The organism is Acinetobacter kanungonis, assembly GCF_009939195.1.
Lineage (GTDB): Bacteria > Pseudomonadota > Gammaproteobacteria > Pseudomonadales > Moraxellaceae > Acinetobacter > Acinetobacter kanungonis.
In genome coordinates this window covers 229,478-244,535 of sequence record NZ_JAACKC010000002.1, presented here as the reverse complement: position 1 = coordinate 244,535, position 15,058 = coordinate 229,478, and the positions used below count along the sequence as shown (strand labels likewise).

General features: G+C 45.9%; 12 protein-coding genes and 2 tRNA genes. 6 read left to right on the top strand and 8 right to left on the bottom strand.

Annotated elements, in window-relative coordinates; translation table 11 throughout:
* From ftsI to GWK51_RS05310, 4 genes are all read right to left on the bottom strand, one after another.
* Nucleotides 1-1,824, bottom strand: a complete 1,824-nt coding sequence (gene ftsI, locus GWK51_RS05325) for a penicillin-binding protein PBP3 (RefSeq protein ID WP_161932959.1) — start codon at nucleotides 1,822-1,824, stop codon at nucleotides 1-3.
* Nucleotides 1,825-1,836: 12 nt separating this feature from the next.
* Nucleotides 1,837-2,100: a cell division protein FtsL gene (gene ftsL, locus GWK51_RS05320; RefSeq protein ID WP_374530694.1), complete on the bottom strand. Its 264-nt coding sequence runs from the start codon at nucleotides 2,098-2,100 to the stop codon at nucleotides 1,837-1,839.
* A gap of 80 nt (nucleotides 2,101-2,180) precedes the next feature.
* Nucleotides 2,181-3,092, bottom strand: a complete 912-nt coding sequence (gene rsmH, locus GWK51_RS05315; RefSeq protein WP_100241934.1) for a 16S rRNA (cytosine(1402)-N(4))-methyltransferase RsmH — start codon at nucleotides 3,090-3,092, stop codon at nucleotides 2,181-2,183.
* 175 nt (nucleotides 3,093-3,267) lie between these two features.
* Entirely contained in the window at nucleotides 3,268-4,269 is a 1,002-nt protein-coding gene (locus GWK51_RS05310; RefSeq protein WP_161932958.1) for a sulfate ABC transporter substrate-binding protein, read from the bottom strand.
* A 401-nt stretch (nucleotides 4,270-4,670) separates the two neighbouring features.
* Between GWK51_RS05310 and GWK51_RS05305 the strand changes: the two genes are divergently transcribed.
* From GWK51_RS05305 to GWK51_RS05285, 5 genes are all read left to right on the top strand, one after another.
* Nucleotides 4,671-4,967 carry a hypothetical protein gene (locus tag GWK51_RS05305; protein ID WP_044739705.1) on the top strand — a complete coding sequence of 99 codons (297 nt, stop codon included), beginning with the start codon at nucleotides 4,671-4,673 and terminating at the stop codon, nucleotides 4,965-4,967.
* Between the two features lie 123 nt (nucleotides 4,968-5,090).
* Complete coding sequence (gene gltX, locus GWK51_RS05300) at nucleotides 5,091-6,599, top strand: glutamate--tRNA ligase (RefSeq protein WP_161932957.1); 1,509 nt, start codon at nucleotides 5,091-5,093, stop codon at nucleotides 6,597-6,599.
* Between the two features lie 57 nt (nucleotides 6,600-6,656).
* Nucleotides 6,657-6,732: transfer RNA gene (locus GWK51_RS05295), tRNA-Ala, on the top strand.
* A 30-nt stretch (nucleotides 6,733-6,762) separates the two neighbouring features.
* Nucleotides 6,763-6,838 (top strand) — tRNA-Glu (locus GWK51_RS05290).
* 127 nt (nucleotides 6,839-6,965) lie between these two features.
* Nucleotides 6,966-7,307 carry a hypothetical protein gene (locus GWK51_RS05285; RefSeq protein ID WP_100241964.1) on the top strand — a complete coding sequence of 114 codons (342 nt, stop codon included), beginning with the start codon at nucleotides 6,966-6,968 and terminating at the stop codon, nucleotides 7,305-7,307.
* A 28-nt stretch (nucleotides 7,308-7,335) separates the two neighbouring features.
* On the opposite strand, the gene GWK51_RS05280 is transcribed toward GWK51_RS05285, so the two are convergent.
* Complete coding sequence (locus GWK51_RS05280) at nucleotides 7,336-8,307, bottom strand: cation diffusion facilitator family transporter (RefSeq protein ID WP_161932956.1); 972 nt, start codon at nucleotides 8,305-8,307, stop codon at nucleotides 7,336-7,338.
* Between the two features lie 135 nt (nucleotides 8,308-8,442).
* Between GWK51_RS05280 and GWK51_RS05275 the strand changes: the two genes are divergently transcribed.
* A complete protein-coding gene (locus tag GWK51_RS05275) occupies nucleotides 8,443-9,246 on the top strand; it encodes a DUF4198 domain-containing protein (protein WP_161932955.1) in 804 nt (267 codons plus the stop codon).
* Between the two features lie 51 nt (nucleotides 9,247-9,297).
* On the opposite strand, the gene GWK51_RS05270 is transcribed toward GWK51_RS05275, so the two are convergent.
* From GWK51_RS05270 to GWK51_RS05260, 3 genes are read right to left on the bottom strand one after another with little or no spacing between them, the layout of a single operon-like run.
* On the bottom strand, nucleotides 9,298-12,480 hold the full coding sequence (locus GWK51_RS05270) for an efflux RND transporter permease subunit (protein WP_161932954.1): 3,183 nt from the start codon (nucleotides 12,478-12,480) through the stop codon (nucleotides 9,298-9,300).
* Complete coding sequence (locus tag GWK51_RS05265; protein WP_161932953.1) at nucleotides 12,470-13,717, bottom strand: efflux RND transporter periplasmic adaptor subunit; 1,248 nt, start codon at nucleotides 13,715-13,717, stop codon at nucleotides 12,470-12,472. The genes GWK51_RS05270 and GWK51_RS05265 overlap by 11 nt, the downstream gene beginning before the upstream one ends.
* 1 nt (nucleotide 13,718) lies before the next feature.
* Nucleotides 13,719-15,047: a TolC family protein gene (locus tag GWK51_RS05260; protein WP_235941089.1), complete on the bottom strand. Its 1,329-nt coding sequence runs from the start codon at nucleotides 15,045-15,047 to the stop codon at nucleotides 13,719-13,721.
* Nucleotides 15,048-15,058: the final 11 nt, after the last annotated feature.

Genomic DNA, 15,058 nt, shown 5'->3' with positions numbered 1-15,058 from the left:
TTACTGGATTTTCGGCGTGTCTAAAGGTTTATCTAAAGGCACATTCATTAAACGGAGAGACTCTTGCATTACGCGTGCAAATACAGGGGCTGCAACCAAACCACCATAATATTGACCTTGTGGATTTTCCACCACCACAAAGATCGCCAGACGTGGATCACTCACAGGGGCTACCCCTGAAAACAGCGCACGATAATCCTTTTCTGAATAGCCTTTACGGTCAGCACGTAATTTATGTGCCGTCCCTGTTTTACCTGCGACACGGTAACCTGGAATGTTGGCTTGACGCGCTGTACCACCCGGTAAGGTTACCGCTTCCATCATCAACAGCACTTGATCGGCAATTTTCGGATCAATCATTTGCTGACCTTTCGGCGGTTCTTCCAGTTTATATAAACTTAAAGGAACTTTGACCCCGTGATTGGCCAGCATCGCATAAGCATCCACCATTTGTAGCACTGTCGCATTAATACCATAACCATAAGCCATGGTCGCCACTTCCGAAACATTCCATTTGCTTGGCGGTAAAACCATACCGGAACTTTCACCAGGGAATTTCACGGCTGAACGCTCGCCAAAACCCACGCGCTTCAAGAAAGTCGGTAAGGTTGAATACGGCAAGGACAAGGCAATTTTTGCGACACCCACGTTCGACGATTTTTGGATAATCCCTGCCAGCGTCAACTGTCCATAGTTATGCGTATCACGAATGGTGTGATTACCGACGCGCATCGAACCTGGTGAAGTATTCACCACGGTATTGGGTTGATATTTACCCGTTTCCAAAGCCATCGCGACCGTTAATGGTTTCATGGTTGAACCTGGTTCAAACATGTCCGTCGCACCACGGTTACGCATGGCATCTTTATTGGCTAAGCCATTCTTGTCATTCGGGTTATAAGATGGCCAACTGGTCATCGCCAAGATTTCGCCCGTTTTTACATCCACGGCAATGGCAGATGCAGAACGTGCATTATTTGCAACCCCTGCCGCAGTCAATTCGCGATAGAGAATATATTGCAGACGCGAGTCGATACTCAGGGTAATATTTTCCCCAGACTCGACTTCTTTAACCACTTCAGGGTCTTTGACTCGGTTACCCTTCTTATCACGCACCACTTGCTGCTCACCATCTACACCTGCAAGGCGCTTGTTGAGCTGCATTTCCAAACCTTCAATCCCCACCCCTTCACTATTGGTCAAGCCAATAATTTGCGCATTCGGCTGCGGTTGCGGGTAATAACGTTTGTAGTTTTTCTCGGTGTACACCCCTTGGAATTCACGTTTCTCGATCAACTCAGCCTGCTGCGGCGGAATCTCTTTTTGCAACACCAAATAGCGCGAACGCGGGCGCTCATTCATTTTTTTCTTAAGTTCGGTGCGATCCATACCTACCGCATCAGCCAACTCATCTAAGTTAAGATTTTTATCAGGCAACTGACGCTTTAATTTGCGGTTGTGCGGATCTTTTGCCAATTCAGCGGTAATTTCATCAAACAGTTTTTTATTATCAAAATAGTCACGCGGGTCAATCACCACCTTCATCACAGGGGTACTGATTGCCAACGGCACACCATGACGATCATAAATGACGCCACGCATGGCTTTTAATCTTTCGGTGCGCAAAATATTGGCATTGGCTTTATTTTGTAAAAAGTCACGATTAATGACTTGCACATAGAATGCACGCCCAACAAGAGCGATAAAGCACATGAGTACCACGGCCCACATCAGATAAAACCGCCACATCTCGACGCTGATGGCATTTTTTCCCGTAATTGACTGCTGCTTTTTACGTGGTTGCTTGGTCTGCTTGTCTACCATATACAGCTAGCCTTATTTTTTATCATCTGAAGTCATAGGTAAAGAAATCACAACCGTTTGCGCGGTTGGCGGTGAATACATTCGAAGCTGGGTGACGGCACGCGTACCAATCTGTGCCGTCGCACCAAAGGTTTGCTGCTCAATCAATAAACGTCCCCACTCTGCATTCAAGTCATCGCGTTCGCGCATAAATGAACTGAGTTCACGATAATCATGACGGTATTCAAACACCTGAAATACCACCATAATTGCGCTGATAAACACCAAAATTAACATGCAGGCATACGTAATATATTTTTTCGTCCGCAATTTTTCTGCTTTCTTTTCGACTGCTTCAGTTTTCATGGTTTGCCTTTTTAAACTAAGCGTTCCGCAACACGAAGCCAAGCACTACGGGAACGTGGATTGGCTTTTACTTCTTCTTCGCTGGCACGTACACGCGAAATTTTCTTCAAACGACGGGTATCTTGCTGTTGTTGTGGTAAACCCCATCCTGAGTCTTCAGGCAATGTTGATTCTTTCTGAATAAATTGTTTAATCAGGCGATCTTCCAGAGAATGGAAGCTAATCACCGCCAAACGACCTTCAGGTTTAAGCACCTCAACGGCTTGAGGCAGGAAAGCTTCAATATCTTCTAATTCTTTGTTAATCGCAATACGTATTGCCTGAAATGTACGTGTTGCAGCATGTTTATTTTTTTCCCACTTGGGATGCGCGACTTTCACAATCTCTGCCAACTGACGCGTGGTGTCGATCTGACCTGCAGCCTTAATGGCTTTGGCGATACGACGGCTATAACGCTCTTCACCATATTGGAAAATCACATTCGCCAAAGCTTCTTCTTCAATCTGCATTAACCATTCTGCGGCCGTTGGACCTTGCGAGTTGTCCATCCGCATGTCCAATGGACCATCTTGCATAAAACTAAAGCCACGCTCAGCCTGATCCAGTTGCGGTGAAGACACGCCTAAATCCGCCATGACCCCGTCGACATGTTCTAAACCTAGTGCAGCCAATTCTTGTTGTAGGTCTGCGAAACTGGCGTGAATAATATGAAAGCGCGGATCTTCTGCCGCCAACTCGGCTGCAACAGCCAAAGCTTGCGGGTCTTTATCGAAGGCATAGACGGTAGAATTTGCATCGAGTTTTGAAAGCAACAAGCGCGTATGTCCGCCACGACCAAAGGTGCCATCGACATAAATTCCTGTATTCCGACCTGCCAACAAGGCATCCACAGTTTCATGAAGTAATACAGAAATATGAGACATAACAGAGCAATCAAAGTACCAAAAATTTAACTGCACATTATTACCTTGTTTTATCAAAGCTCCAAACGTCTTTTTGTAGGGAAATATTACTTTCCATAGAGAAAACCGTTTCTATTGTATAGCTTCCACAAAAAAAGCCTCCTTTGGAGACTTTTTTGTACTGTTTTCAGTCAGATTAATGGGCTTGATTATAGATTTGATCAAAGATCGCCCCATTCACAAAATGCGTTTGCTGTGCTTTTGCCCAACCACCAAAAACATCACCAATGGTGAACAGTTTCAGCTTCGGAAATTGTGCCGAATATTTGGCTGCTGCTTGCGCATTGCGTGGACGGAAATAATATTGGGCGGCCAAATCTTGCCCTTTAGGTGAATATAAATAATTGAGATAGCCCTTGGCTACATTGCGGTTGCCATTTTTATCTACCGTTTTATCAACAATCGCAACCGAAGGTTCTGCCAAAATTGAAATCGAAGGATAAACAATTTCAAACTGGCCTTTGCCCAAGCCCTTGGTTGCCAGTAAAGCCTCGTTTTCCCAAGACAGCAACACGTCCCCAATACCACGCTCGGCAAATGTGGTTAACGACCCGCGTGCACCCGAGTCCAATACTTTGACATTGTGATAAAGATTTTTGACCAACTCACGGGCTTTGGCATCATTTCCACCCGGCTGTTTCAATGCATAGCCCCAAGCCGCCAGATAAATCCAACGCGGTGCACCCCCTGTTTTCGGGTTTGGGGTAATAATTTCCACCCCAGGCTTGACCAAATCATTCCAGTCTTTAATCTGTTTCGGATTGCCTTTACGCACTAAAAACACCACGGTTGAGGTATAAGGTGCAGAATTGTTCGGAAATTCTTTTTGCCAGTTTTTATCGATATAACCTGCTTTCACAATTTCATCGATATCGTTGGCGAGAGCCAAAGTCACCACATCTGCTTCCAGCCCTGTTGCCACAGCACGCGCCTGTTTACCTGAACCGCCATGCGACTGCTTAAATTCAATCTCCTGCCCTGTGCGCTGTTTCCAATATTGTCCAAATTCTTTGTTATATTCCTGATAGAACTCGCGAGTTGGATCATAAGACACATTCAAAAAGCTTTTCGCTGCAAATGCCTGTCCAGAAACCCCTGCCAAGATGGCGATTCCAAATGCCAAGATGTTTTTATTCATGTGCTAACTCTAATCACTGTTTTTAGCACTATATTTTTAATAAATTATTTTAACAATCATCAACTTATAATCATTTAAGCGTAGTATTTCTGATTTTCAGATATATAAAATGTTGCAATATACACAAAGAAATATGCTGAAAAGATGTCATGAAATAGTCTAAAATTTGTCACAATATTACAATCTTCATGATGTCTTCATATTTATTTGCTACAACAGCAAGACATCAATATTAATGTAACAATGATGCGTAGAATCGCTTAGATTTTCTTATCTTTTTGTAAAAAGTGTGACGTAAGTCTACTTTTCTGTTTCTAAAGATGTTTAAATTGTAGCTATAGTATGTCGAACATTATTTGATAAAAAAGTTCTCAACATATTGAGTTAAAGGGGAATTCGAGATGAACTTACACTATTTGCAAGCGATTTGCCTCAGCCTTGGCTTGGGTCTCATGGCACAAACAGGTCATACGGCCGCCATTAAAGCCACCATGAACAAAAGCGTTGCCCCTGAAAAAGTCTCTTTGATTGAGAAAGCACTCAATCAACAAAAACAGGGTGACAATTATTTACAGGCAGACAATAACCTGAAAGTTCTGACTGCAATTAAAGTCGCGCCAACACAAAGTTTCTTTGCGACACAGAACGAACGCTTCTCTCGTTTTTTACAGTCGATTTTCCCGCAAAATAATTCTTGATCCAAAACACCAATTTCCCCCTTTGAAATTGGTGACAAGCCCAATCACAAATGTTGAATTTAGCATTAAGTGATTGGGCTTTTTCGTTATAATAGCCCCAGTTCACCTTTTGAAAATATTGTTATGACTATTCGTACCCGTATTGCTCCCTCACCAACAGGGTTTCCTCATGTAGGAACTGCCTACATCGCGTTATTTAACATGTGTTTTGCGAAAAAACACGGTGGCGAATTTATCCTACGTATTGAAGATACCGACCAACTTCGCTCTACCCCTGAATCTGAAAAAATGATTTTAGATTCTTTACGCTGGTTGGGTTTGAACTGGTCTGAAGGTCCAGATGTTGGGGGGCCTCACGCACCTTACCGCCAATCTGAGCGTATGCATATCTATAAACAATATGCTTTGGACTTGGTTGAAAAAGGTCATGCATTCTACTGCTTCGCAACGGCTGAAGAGTTGGATCAAATGCGTGAAGAACAGCAAACACGTGGCGAAACACAAAAATATGATGGTCGCGGCTTAAAACTGACGCAAGAAGAAGTACAACGTCGTCTGGCAGCAGGCGAACCCCATGTAATTCGTATGAAAGTGCCTGAAGAAGGCGTGTGCAAAATTAATGACTTATTACGCGGTGAGGTTGAAATTCCTTGGGCGCAAGTCGACATGCAAGTGTTATTAAAAACTGATGGTTTGCCAACTTATCACTTGGCCAACGTGGTCGACGACCACTTAATGGAAATTACCCATGTGCTGCGTGGTGAAGAATGGTTGCCATCTGCGCCAAAACATCAGTTACTTTACCAATACTTTGGTTGGGAAATGCCAACTTTGTGCCACATGCCGTTGTTGCGTAACCCAGACAAATCAAAACTGTCTAAACGTAAAAACCCGACTTCAATCAACTACTACCGTGACATCGGTGTTTTGCCTGAAGCGCTCTTGAACTACTTGGGTCGTATGGGCTGGTCTATGCCGGACGAACGCGAAGTATTTACCTTAAATGACATGGTTGAACACTTTGATGTACAGCGCGTGTCTTTGGGTGGTCCAATTTTTGATGTGGAAAAACTCAATTGGCTGAATGGTCAATGGATTAAATCCCTCACGCCTGGTCAGTTGCTCGATCGTCTATTGAGCTGGAAAAGTGACCGCAATACCCTAGAAGATATTGCAGCTGCGATTCAGCCACGTATTCACTTGCTCTCTGAAGCTGTGAATTGGGCGGGTTTCTATTTCAACCATATGCCGCAGATTACAAAAGAGCAGTTTGAAAGCAAGAAATTGACTGAAGAACAAGTGCGTCAAAGTTTACAGTTTGCGATCTGGCGTTTAGAAAGCCAGTTCACATGGAACAATGACACTGTCAGCCAAATCCTGATGGATTTAGCCAACCAGATGAACATTAAACTGCGTGATTTCATGCCAGCTTTCTTTATTGCCATTGCAGGTTCAACCTCTTCGACACCAGTGATGCAATCGATGGTGACTTTAGGACCAGACTTGACCTTCGCTCGTTTACGTCATGCACTGGAAATTGTCGGCGCACCGAGTAAAAAAGAAGCAAAAGTATGGGAAAAACTGAATGAAAGCCTGAAATTGCCGAAAAATGATGCAATTGAACAAGCTTAATTAAATTAGCTGTTGACGTGTGAGCAGAATATCCCTAATATTGCGCTCACACAGACTGGGGTCATAGCTCAGTTGGTAGAGCGCTACAATGGCATTGTAGAGGTCAGCGGTTCGATCCCGCTTGACTCCACCAAAAAATCGTTTTACCTGTGTTGCCTCATAAGTCCCTATCGTCTAGAGGCCTAGGACATCGCCCTTTCACGGCGGTAACCGGGGTTCGAATCCCCGTAGGGACGCCAGATTCAAAAAAGCCACTGTTCAACAGTGGCTTTTTTATTGCCGCAACAAAAGATAAATGGCCTGAATTATTTTGGCTCTGCGCAACATTCCGCTAAAATACATCCAGATCAAAATAATGGAGCTGAAATGCAATACCGTTGCCCAAAATGCCAAAGTCCAAAGATTATGCCTGTTGCTCAAGGCAATACGCCTGCGACACGCCCAGTTGTACCAAAAAGCTTGGTCTTTCTGGTCCCTTCGATTTTTGTCTTACTCTTGTTGGTATTGATTAGCATCGCCATGTGGTTATTTGGTGATGGTGCGGGTTCAACGCTGCAAATTGCAACTGTGGTGGTATTTGTGATCTGTGCTGTTGCAGGTTTCTTGTTTTACCGTGATTTGCCTGATTTTAAAATTTCGATGCAAGCCTTTATGCAATCACAGAAAAAATGGAAATGCCGCGAATGCGAGCATGAGTGGGAAATCTAAATCTTCTTCCCCAGCACTTCACATCAGCTTAATGCTGATGTGAATGATCATGTGCTTGGTGTTCCGTGTGCTCATGTTCATGTGACTGATGTGGATGCGGCTGGCTATGTGCATGTGCCAGACATTCATCATCTTCAATCTGTAAGGTCATTTCAGCAATGCCATGTTGCTGATGCAGCATTGCAGACGCTGCCTGATACAACTGCTTCTGATCGGCTTGTGGCGCATACAGATGCACGGTCAAGTGAATATTCTTGGAGCTAATGGCCCAGACCTTGAGCTGGTGAATACTTTCCACTTCAGGCAATTGCAGTAAATCTTGGCGTAATTGCTCAATATCAATTTCTTCAGGCACCCCTTCCAATAAAATATTGATACTTTGCTTGAGTAAAATCCATGTGCGTGGTAACACCCAAAACCCAATCAGCACTGCAATCAGCGTATCCACCCAAAACCACTGGGTAAAATAAATCACAATCGCCCCGATGATCACTCCCACCGAACCCAAGGCATCACTCAATACCTCCAAGTAGGCACCTTTTACATTGAGGCTCTCCTGCGCGCTGGAAAATAAAATACGCATGGAAATCAAATTGATGATTAAGCCAATTACAGCCACGACCAGCATGCCCACACTCTGAATTTCAGGTGGGTGACTAAAGCGCTGATAAGCTTCATATAAAATATAAATCGCAACCAAGAACAGCATCAGCGCATTGAAAAGTGCCGCCAAAATTTCAAAACGCTGATAACCAAAAGTGCGTTTATCGTCAGCAGGCAATTTCCCAATTTTTATGGCAACCAACGCAATCGCCAGCGCAGCCGCATCGGTAAACATATGTGCAGCATCGGAAAGCAATGCCAAACTCTGGGTCATAAAGCCTGCAATGACTTCAATAATCAGAAATAGACTGGTCAACGCCAAAGCGACACTTAATTTTTTGGCATTTTGTTCAGTGACTTGTGCATGTGAATGATCATGCCCATGTGATCCACTCATGATTTGCCCTCTTTAGCTTGTTATCTGCATCACTTTCGTCTTATTTCAGCAACAAAATAAGACGGATGACTTTTAAAATTATATGAAAATAATTATCATTTACAAAATTAAAACTTTTACTTGGAAATGATTTTGATGAAAAAACTAATTTTGTACCCCGCATTCCTATTCAGTGCTTCTGTTTTTGCCCATGAACCTTATGTTGCCCCTTTGGCTTACAACACTGACAATACCCAAATCCCAGTAATTGCAGGCTATGCTGAGCAGGCTTTACAAGCTGAATATGCACTGAAAGATGCTCAGTTTAGCATTATCCCACCCAACCAAACCGCATATACGGTACAGGATCTTCAACAACAACAGGCCATGACGGCTTTTAATCTTAAATTACCCGAATCTGGGACCTACACCATCTATAATAAAACCACTTATCCTGTGCAATATGTAAAACATCAGCAGCAATGGAAAATCTTGGCCAATGTCACCGCCGAGCAAGCACCACCGCTCAAAGAACGCGACTACGTAATTGCTAGCGACTTTAAAGGCAAACTCCCCAAGACAATAGATACCATTCGAGAATGGAGCATTCAGTCTTATCTCAGCAAAACGTCCACTTCAGACGTTGCCACAACCGCAGCACCCATCCAAGTTCTTTTTCAAACCCATCCGAATCGCATCGTTGCACAGCAGCCTGTACACGTTCAGATCTTAAATTCAGGAAAACCTTTTGCTCAAGCTGAGCTTGTGCTGCGTGCCCAAGGGGCAACGGAACAACAAGCCCAAAGTATTCATGTTGAATCTAATGGTACAGCCAGCCTCACTTTCCCGCATGCGGGTCAATATTTGCTTGAAGTGACGGAAAAAGTCGATCCCAAAGCAACGCCTAAAAACCAGTACTACACCATCATCAGTTTAAATGTGGCGCCAGCCAGCTCTTAAGACCACAGCCGTACCTTCTAGCCAAAGCGAAAAGGTACGGTCAACATCCTGTTAATGGCTACTACGCTCATTCAACCAGCGATACAGCACAGGCAATAACACCAAGGTAAGCAGCGTAGATGATACAATCCCACCAATCACCACCGTGGCGAGAGGTCGCTGTACTTCCGCACCAGTGCCTGTTGCAATCGCCATTGGAATAAAACCCAGTGACGCCACACAAGCGGTCATCAACACAGGTCTTAAGCGCAAAATCGCACCCTGCCAAGTTGCATGATAAACATCTAAATGCTGCCGCAATTCTTTAATAAAGGTCAACATCACCAGACCATTCAGCACAGCCACGCCAGATAAGGCAATGAAACCCACGCCTGCCGACATCGAAAGTGGGATATCGCGTAACCATAAGGCAATCAGACCACCGCACAGGGCAAACGGCACTCCTGTAAACACCAGCAAGCTTTCTTTGACATTATGAAACACCGCCATCAACAAAATAAAAATCGCGATCAATGCCAGTGGCACCACCCACAACATCCGGTTTTTTGCTGAGATCAGGTTTTCAAACTGTCCACCATAATCCAGCCAATAACCTTCAGGTAAGGTTTGTTCAGCCAAGGTGCTTTGCAGCTCCTGTACAAAGGAGCCCAAGTCGCGCCCTTCTACATTCGCGGTCACCACCACACGGCGCTTGCCATCCTCACGGCTGACTTGATTAATGCCTAAAATGGTTTCCACTTTAGCCACATCTTGTAGTTGAATTAAGCCACCATTGGCGGTTTGAAGAAGTAAGAGTGCCAAATGTTCAGGGGTACGCTGTTGATCATCCAAGCGAATCACGAAATCAAAACGGCGATCGCCCTGTAAAATTTGTCCAACATTTTGACCACCGACACTGGTCGCCACCAAATCCTGAATCGCTTTGACCGACAAACCATATTGTGCCGCCAGCGCAGGATTGACCTCGACATTGAGCAATGGCAGACCACTGGTTTGCTCCACATTGACGGCTGTGGCGCCCGAAATGCTTTGAATCTTTTGCGCAATTTGTGTGGCTTGTTGATTCAGCAGCTGTATATCATCACCGAAAATTTTCACCCCCACATCGCTACGTACCCCTGAAATCAGTTCATTAAAGCGCAGCTCTATCGGTTGCGAAAATTCACTGTTGTTCCCCGGCAAGGTGGCGAGAAAAGCAATCATGCGTTGACGTAGTTCATCCAGACTTTGTTTCGGCTCAGGCCATTGCTCGCGGGGTTTTAACAGTACCGTAGCATCGGAGATATTCGGTGGCATCACATCGGTTGCCACTTCTGCAGTGCCTGTACGGGCAAAAATTGCCTTAATCTCAGGAAACGCTTTTAACAGCAACTTTTCGGTATTTTCCTGCATGCGTAGCGATTGTTCCAAGCCCGTACTTGGCGAACGCATCTGCTGCACCGCAAAATCACCCTCACTCAACTGCGGAGCAAACTCACTCCCGACTTGGGTGGCAAGCACGCCAGTAAAAAATAAAATACACAGTGCCAGCGTCAGCACCAATGCCTTGAAGTCATAGGCCCAATTCAACAACCGAGTGTATTGCTGCTTGAGCCACAGCATCCAGCGACTTTCTGTTTCTTTGACTTCCCCTGTGACCCATAACGCCACAGCAGCAGGCACAAAACTGATGGACAAAATGATGGCGCCAATTAATGCCAATACCACGGTCATTGCCATCGGGTGAAATAGTTTGGCTTCGATTCCTGACAAGGCAAAAATCGGGAAATATACCACCAAAATAATCAGTTGCCCAAAGATGAGTGGACGGCGTGCCTGCTTCGCCGCCAAAAACACTTCCTGAAAGCGTTCAGCGCGGGTGAGTAAACGCCCCTGTCGATGCTGCGCTTCTGCCAGTCGGCGAATACAGTTTTCGACAATCACCACAGCACCATCCACAATGATGCCGAAATCCAGTGCCCCTAAACTCATTAAATTGGCGCTAATGTTTTGCTTGGCCATCCCCGACAACGTGAATAGCATCGAGAGTGGAATCACGCAGGCTGTGATCAGGGCTGCACGAAAATTCCCGAGAAACAAAAATAGAATCACGATAACCAATATCGCACCTTCAACCAGATTCTTCTGTACGGTGCGTATCGCGCGATCGACCAGACTGGTGCGATCATACACGGTTTCAATCATCACCCCTTTGGGTAAAGATTGCTGTACCTGTTGCAGCTTGGCATTCACAGCTTGCGCCACACTACGGCTATTTTCACCCATCATCATCATGGCGATACCCAGTACGGTTTCTTCTCCGTTGTAGGTTGCCGCACCTGTGCGTAAATCGTGTCCGATCGAGACCGTAGCCACATCAGCAACTCGAATCGGAAAACCATTTTTATTGGCAATGCTGACATTCTGAATCGCTTCAATGCTGTTTAAAGTGCCCGGTACACGCACTGTCAGTTGCTGCCCATTCTGCTCGATAAACCCCGCGCCACGGTTTTCATTGTTTTCAGTCAACGCTGTCTGCAAATCTGACAATGGAATTTGTAATTGCTGTAGGCGTTGCAAATCAGGCGTCACCACATAGGTTTTGTTATAGCCGCCAATCGAGTTGACCTCCGCTACACCCGCGACACGTTGCAATTGCGGGCGCACAATCCAGTCCTGAATTTCACGTAAATCCATGGCGCTATAGGCTGTGCCATCTGGCTTGCGGGCATTCGGCTCTGCCTTAATCACCCATTGATAAATCTCGCCTAGTCCCGTAGAAATCGGTGACATAGTCGGAATAATCGCATCGGGAAGCTCCGCCTGTGCTGCTTGCAAGCGCTGGTTGATTAGCTGCCGTGCCCAATAAATATCGGTCCCATCCTGAAAAATAATGGTGACCTGTGACAAACCATAACGGGAAATGGAACGGGTTTGCTGCAATTCAGGCAAGCCTGCCATGGCCGTTTCAATCGGATAGGTAATCCGTTGCTCGACCTCCAAAGCGGTAAAGCCTGTGGCTTGGGTATTAATTTGCACCTGTGTATTGGTAATGTCAGGCACCGCATCAATCGGTAATTGCTGATAGCTATAAATTCCCACCCCAATCCAAGTCAGTACAAATAACATGACCCAAATCGCATTGCGGATGGAAAATTGGATGATCCGGTCAAACCAGCCTTCTGGCTGCGGTAAACCATCTGGGGCGAGCTGTGCCACCTTCTCATCGGATGGTCGAGGCTGATTAGTGTGCATGGCTCGCCTCTCCTTTTTCCAGCTCAGATTTCAGCAAGAAACTGCCTTGTGCAGCATATTTCTGACCTTGCTCCAAACCTGACAACACTTCAATCCATTGACCATCACTCGAACTTGTACCTAAAATCACGCTCTGCGGAGTAAACTCGATCTTTTGCTCATGCTGCGCTGCCACAAACACCGCATCTCTCCCTTCAATTTTTTGCACGGCACTGGCGAGAATGCGCAAGCCTTGCTGCGCTTGTTGCTGTTGCAACTGTACATTGACCATTAAATTTGGACGCAGTTCAGCAGCATTGGACAAGACTTTGGCACGCACTTGCAAGCGACCTGTTTGCGCATCGGCTTGGCTATTCAGGCTTTGAATTTGTGCCTTAAACAGATTTCCTGATTGTAAAGATTTAAATTCAATGCTTTGATTCGGCACGATGTCGGCAAACTCACTACTCGGGGCAATAAATTCCAGCCACAATTGGTCCAGTTGATCAATCACAACCAATTGATCTGCCAGTTGCACATTTTCCCCCAACACCAAATCTTTCTGGCTGATTACTCCTGCTATTGGCGCAGTCAACACATAACGCCCCTGACTGGTCGTTTGCGCCCCCAAAGCAGCGATACGCGCACGCGTAGCGCGAACCTGAATCTGCGCTTGTTGATAGGCGTTATAGGCGCGCTGATAATCCTGTTTGGCAGAAATCCCTTCACTCCACAGTTTTTTCTCGCGCTCATAGTCTTGTCGTGCCAATTCCAAGTTGGCTTGTTCGACTTGTAAATTGGCTTGCTGATCAACCAAATCGGGCACCAACAGACGGGCAAGGGCTTGACCTTTTTTGACTTGCTGCCCCAATTCCACATACACCGCCTCGACATGACCTGCAAATGCAGGCGCCACATGTGCCTGACGATCGGTATTCACCACCAGCTTGGCAGGATAGGCAGTCGACTTGACCACAGCACCCAGCTCTGCCACTGCCAGTTGAATGCCTTGTTCAGCCAATTGCTTCGCAGTTAATGCGATTGCTGCTTCATGCTCCTCCGCTTCGCCATGATCGTCTTCACCCGCATGTTCTTCTGCTTCAGCATGCCCATGCTCACCTTCATTCGTCGATGGCTTTTGACTCAACCACCAGACACCCATCGAGAGCACCGCAGTGATGCCAATCGCCAAGAGTATTAACAATTTTTGGGAAATCCGTCCCTGTTGATTCAACATTTTATTTTTTAAATTCAACATATCAGTTCTCCCCACCAATCACAGATAATGCCTGTGTGTCTTGCCACAGCGCTTGATTCATTTGTGCAATTGCATCCTTGTGCATGACCTGACTCGGCCCGATTCCCAAACTCAGGCTTTCAGCTTCTAGCGCGCGCTGCCATGCATCTTTCAGTAACTGCACTTTACGCATACGCACCTCTTGCAACTGCAAGGTGGCTTGCTGCACATCCAACAGCGAAAATTTGCCGACATTAAAGCCTTGCAGTGTTTTTTGTTGCACCGTTTGTGCTAAAGGGAGTTGGATTTGTTGCAGCGCTTTAAATTGCAGCTCCAATCCCTGTAACTCGGTCAATAAACTGCCGACTTGCAAGGCATTTTGCTTAAGATAAAATACTTGTTGCAGCTCTAGCTGAGTTTGCTGTGCCTGTGCAATCTGTCTGCCATATTGCTGACGATCAAACACATTTAAGGGCACGGACACTCCTACCACCAAGGCATTGTCTGTATCGGTTGCAGCCGTCTTCGTACGGTTGATTCCCACATTCAAGCTAGGATTGGGTCGTGCCTGCGCTTTGAGTTGCTCAATTCGGGCTTGCGATTCCAGAAGTGACAATTGTCGATTTTTTTCGAGCAAGTTCATGGCGAAATGCTGCTGCACTTGCTCCTCCGTTGCGGCCGGCCATACATGCTGTGCAGGTAACGCCACATTCAGGGTTTTGTCGCGTTCACCCCAAGCACTCGACAAGTGTTGTTGCGCGACTTGCACTTGCAAATCGGCCTGTCGAAACAAACGTAAATTCTCGGCATGGCTGAGGCGAGCACGATCGACATCGACCTGCGCCACACTCCCCGCCTGATAGCGCTTTTGAATCGCATTTAGATTGTCTTCACTGACCTGTCGCTGCTCTTGCACGACCTGACGCTCCAACTCAAAAATCGCCAGTTGCGACCATAAATATTTCACTGCCAGTTCAAGCTGCGCTTGATAAATCTGCTGTTTCAATGTGGTTTGCTGCTGGGCTATCTGCGCGTAGTTTTGATTGGCTTTACGCTCACCAAACAGATCTAGACGTTGGGAAATACCGAGTGCCAGTTCCCGATCTTGGTCAGAATTAAAGCCAGTTTGCTCTATGGACAACTCTGGATTTATCCACAGCTTTGCCTGTTTTATGTTCGCAGTGGCAATTTGCTGCTGGGTTTGCCACACCCCTTGCGACTGCTGATACTCACTAGAACGTTGAATGGCTTGTGCCAAAGTCAGCGACTGGGTCGGCAATTCTGCCCATGTGCTCTGACTATAAAGTGCCACACTTAAGCCGAACGCGATGACCCGTTGCACTGAACGCATCGCATCGAAAC

What these genes read in the sequence shown, in the direction of transcription:
- ftsI (WP_161932959.1), bottom strand. Translation starts at nt 1,824, where the DNA reads ATGGTAGACAAGCAGACCAAGCAACCACGTAAAAAGCAGCAGTCAATT.
- ftsL (WP_374530694.1), bottom strand. Translation starts at nt 2,100, where the DNA reads ATGTTAATTTTGGTGTTTATCAGCGCAATTATGGTGGTATTTCAGGTG.
- rsmH (WP_100241934.1), bottom strand. Translation starts at nt 3,092, where the DNA reads ATGTCTCATATTTCTGTATTACTTCATGAAACTGTGGATGCCTTGTTG.
- GWK51_RS05310 (WP_161932958.1), bottom strand. Translation starts at nt 4,269, where the DNA reads ATGAATAAAAACATCTTGGCATTTGGAATCGCCATCTTGGCAGGGGTT.
- GWK51_RS05305 (WP_044739705.1), top strand. Translation starts at nt 4,671, where the DNA reads ATGAACTTACACTATTTGCAAGCGATTTGCCTCAGCCTTGGCTTGGGT.
- gltX (WP_161932957.1), top strand. Translation starts at nt 5,091, where the DNA reads ATGACTATTCGTACCCGTATTGCTCCCTCACCAACAGGGTTTCCTCAT.
- GWK51_RS05285 (WP_100241964.1), top strand. Translation starts at nt 6,966, where the DNA reads ATGCAATACCGTTGCCCAAAATGCCAAAGTCCAAAGATTATGCCTGTT.
- GWK51_RS05280 (WP_161932956.1), bottom strand. Translation starts at nt 8,307, where the DNA reads ATGAGTGGATCACATGGGCATGATCATTCACATGCACAAGTCACTGAA.
- GWK51_RS05275 (WP_161932955.1), top strand. Translation starts at nt 8,443, where the DNA reads ATGAAAAAACTAATTTTGTACCCCGCATTCCTATTCAGTGCTTCTGTT.
- GWK51_RS05270 (WP_161932954.1), bottom strand. Translation starts at nt 12,480, where the DNA reads ATGCACACTAATCAGCCTCGACCATCCGATGAGAAGGTGGCACAGCTC.
- GWK51_RS05265 (WP_161932953.1), bottom strand. Translation starts at nt 13,717, where the DNA reads ATGTTGAATTTAAAAAATAAAATGTTGAATCAACAGGGACGGATTTCC.
- GWK51_RS05260 (WP_235941089.1), bottom strand. Translation starts at nt 15,047, where the DNA reads ATGCGTTCAGTGCAACGGGTCATCGCGTTCGGCTTAAGTGTGGCACTT.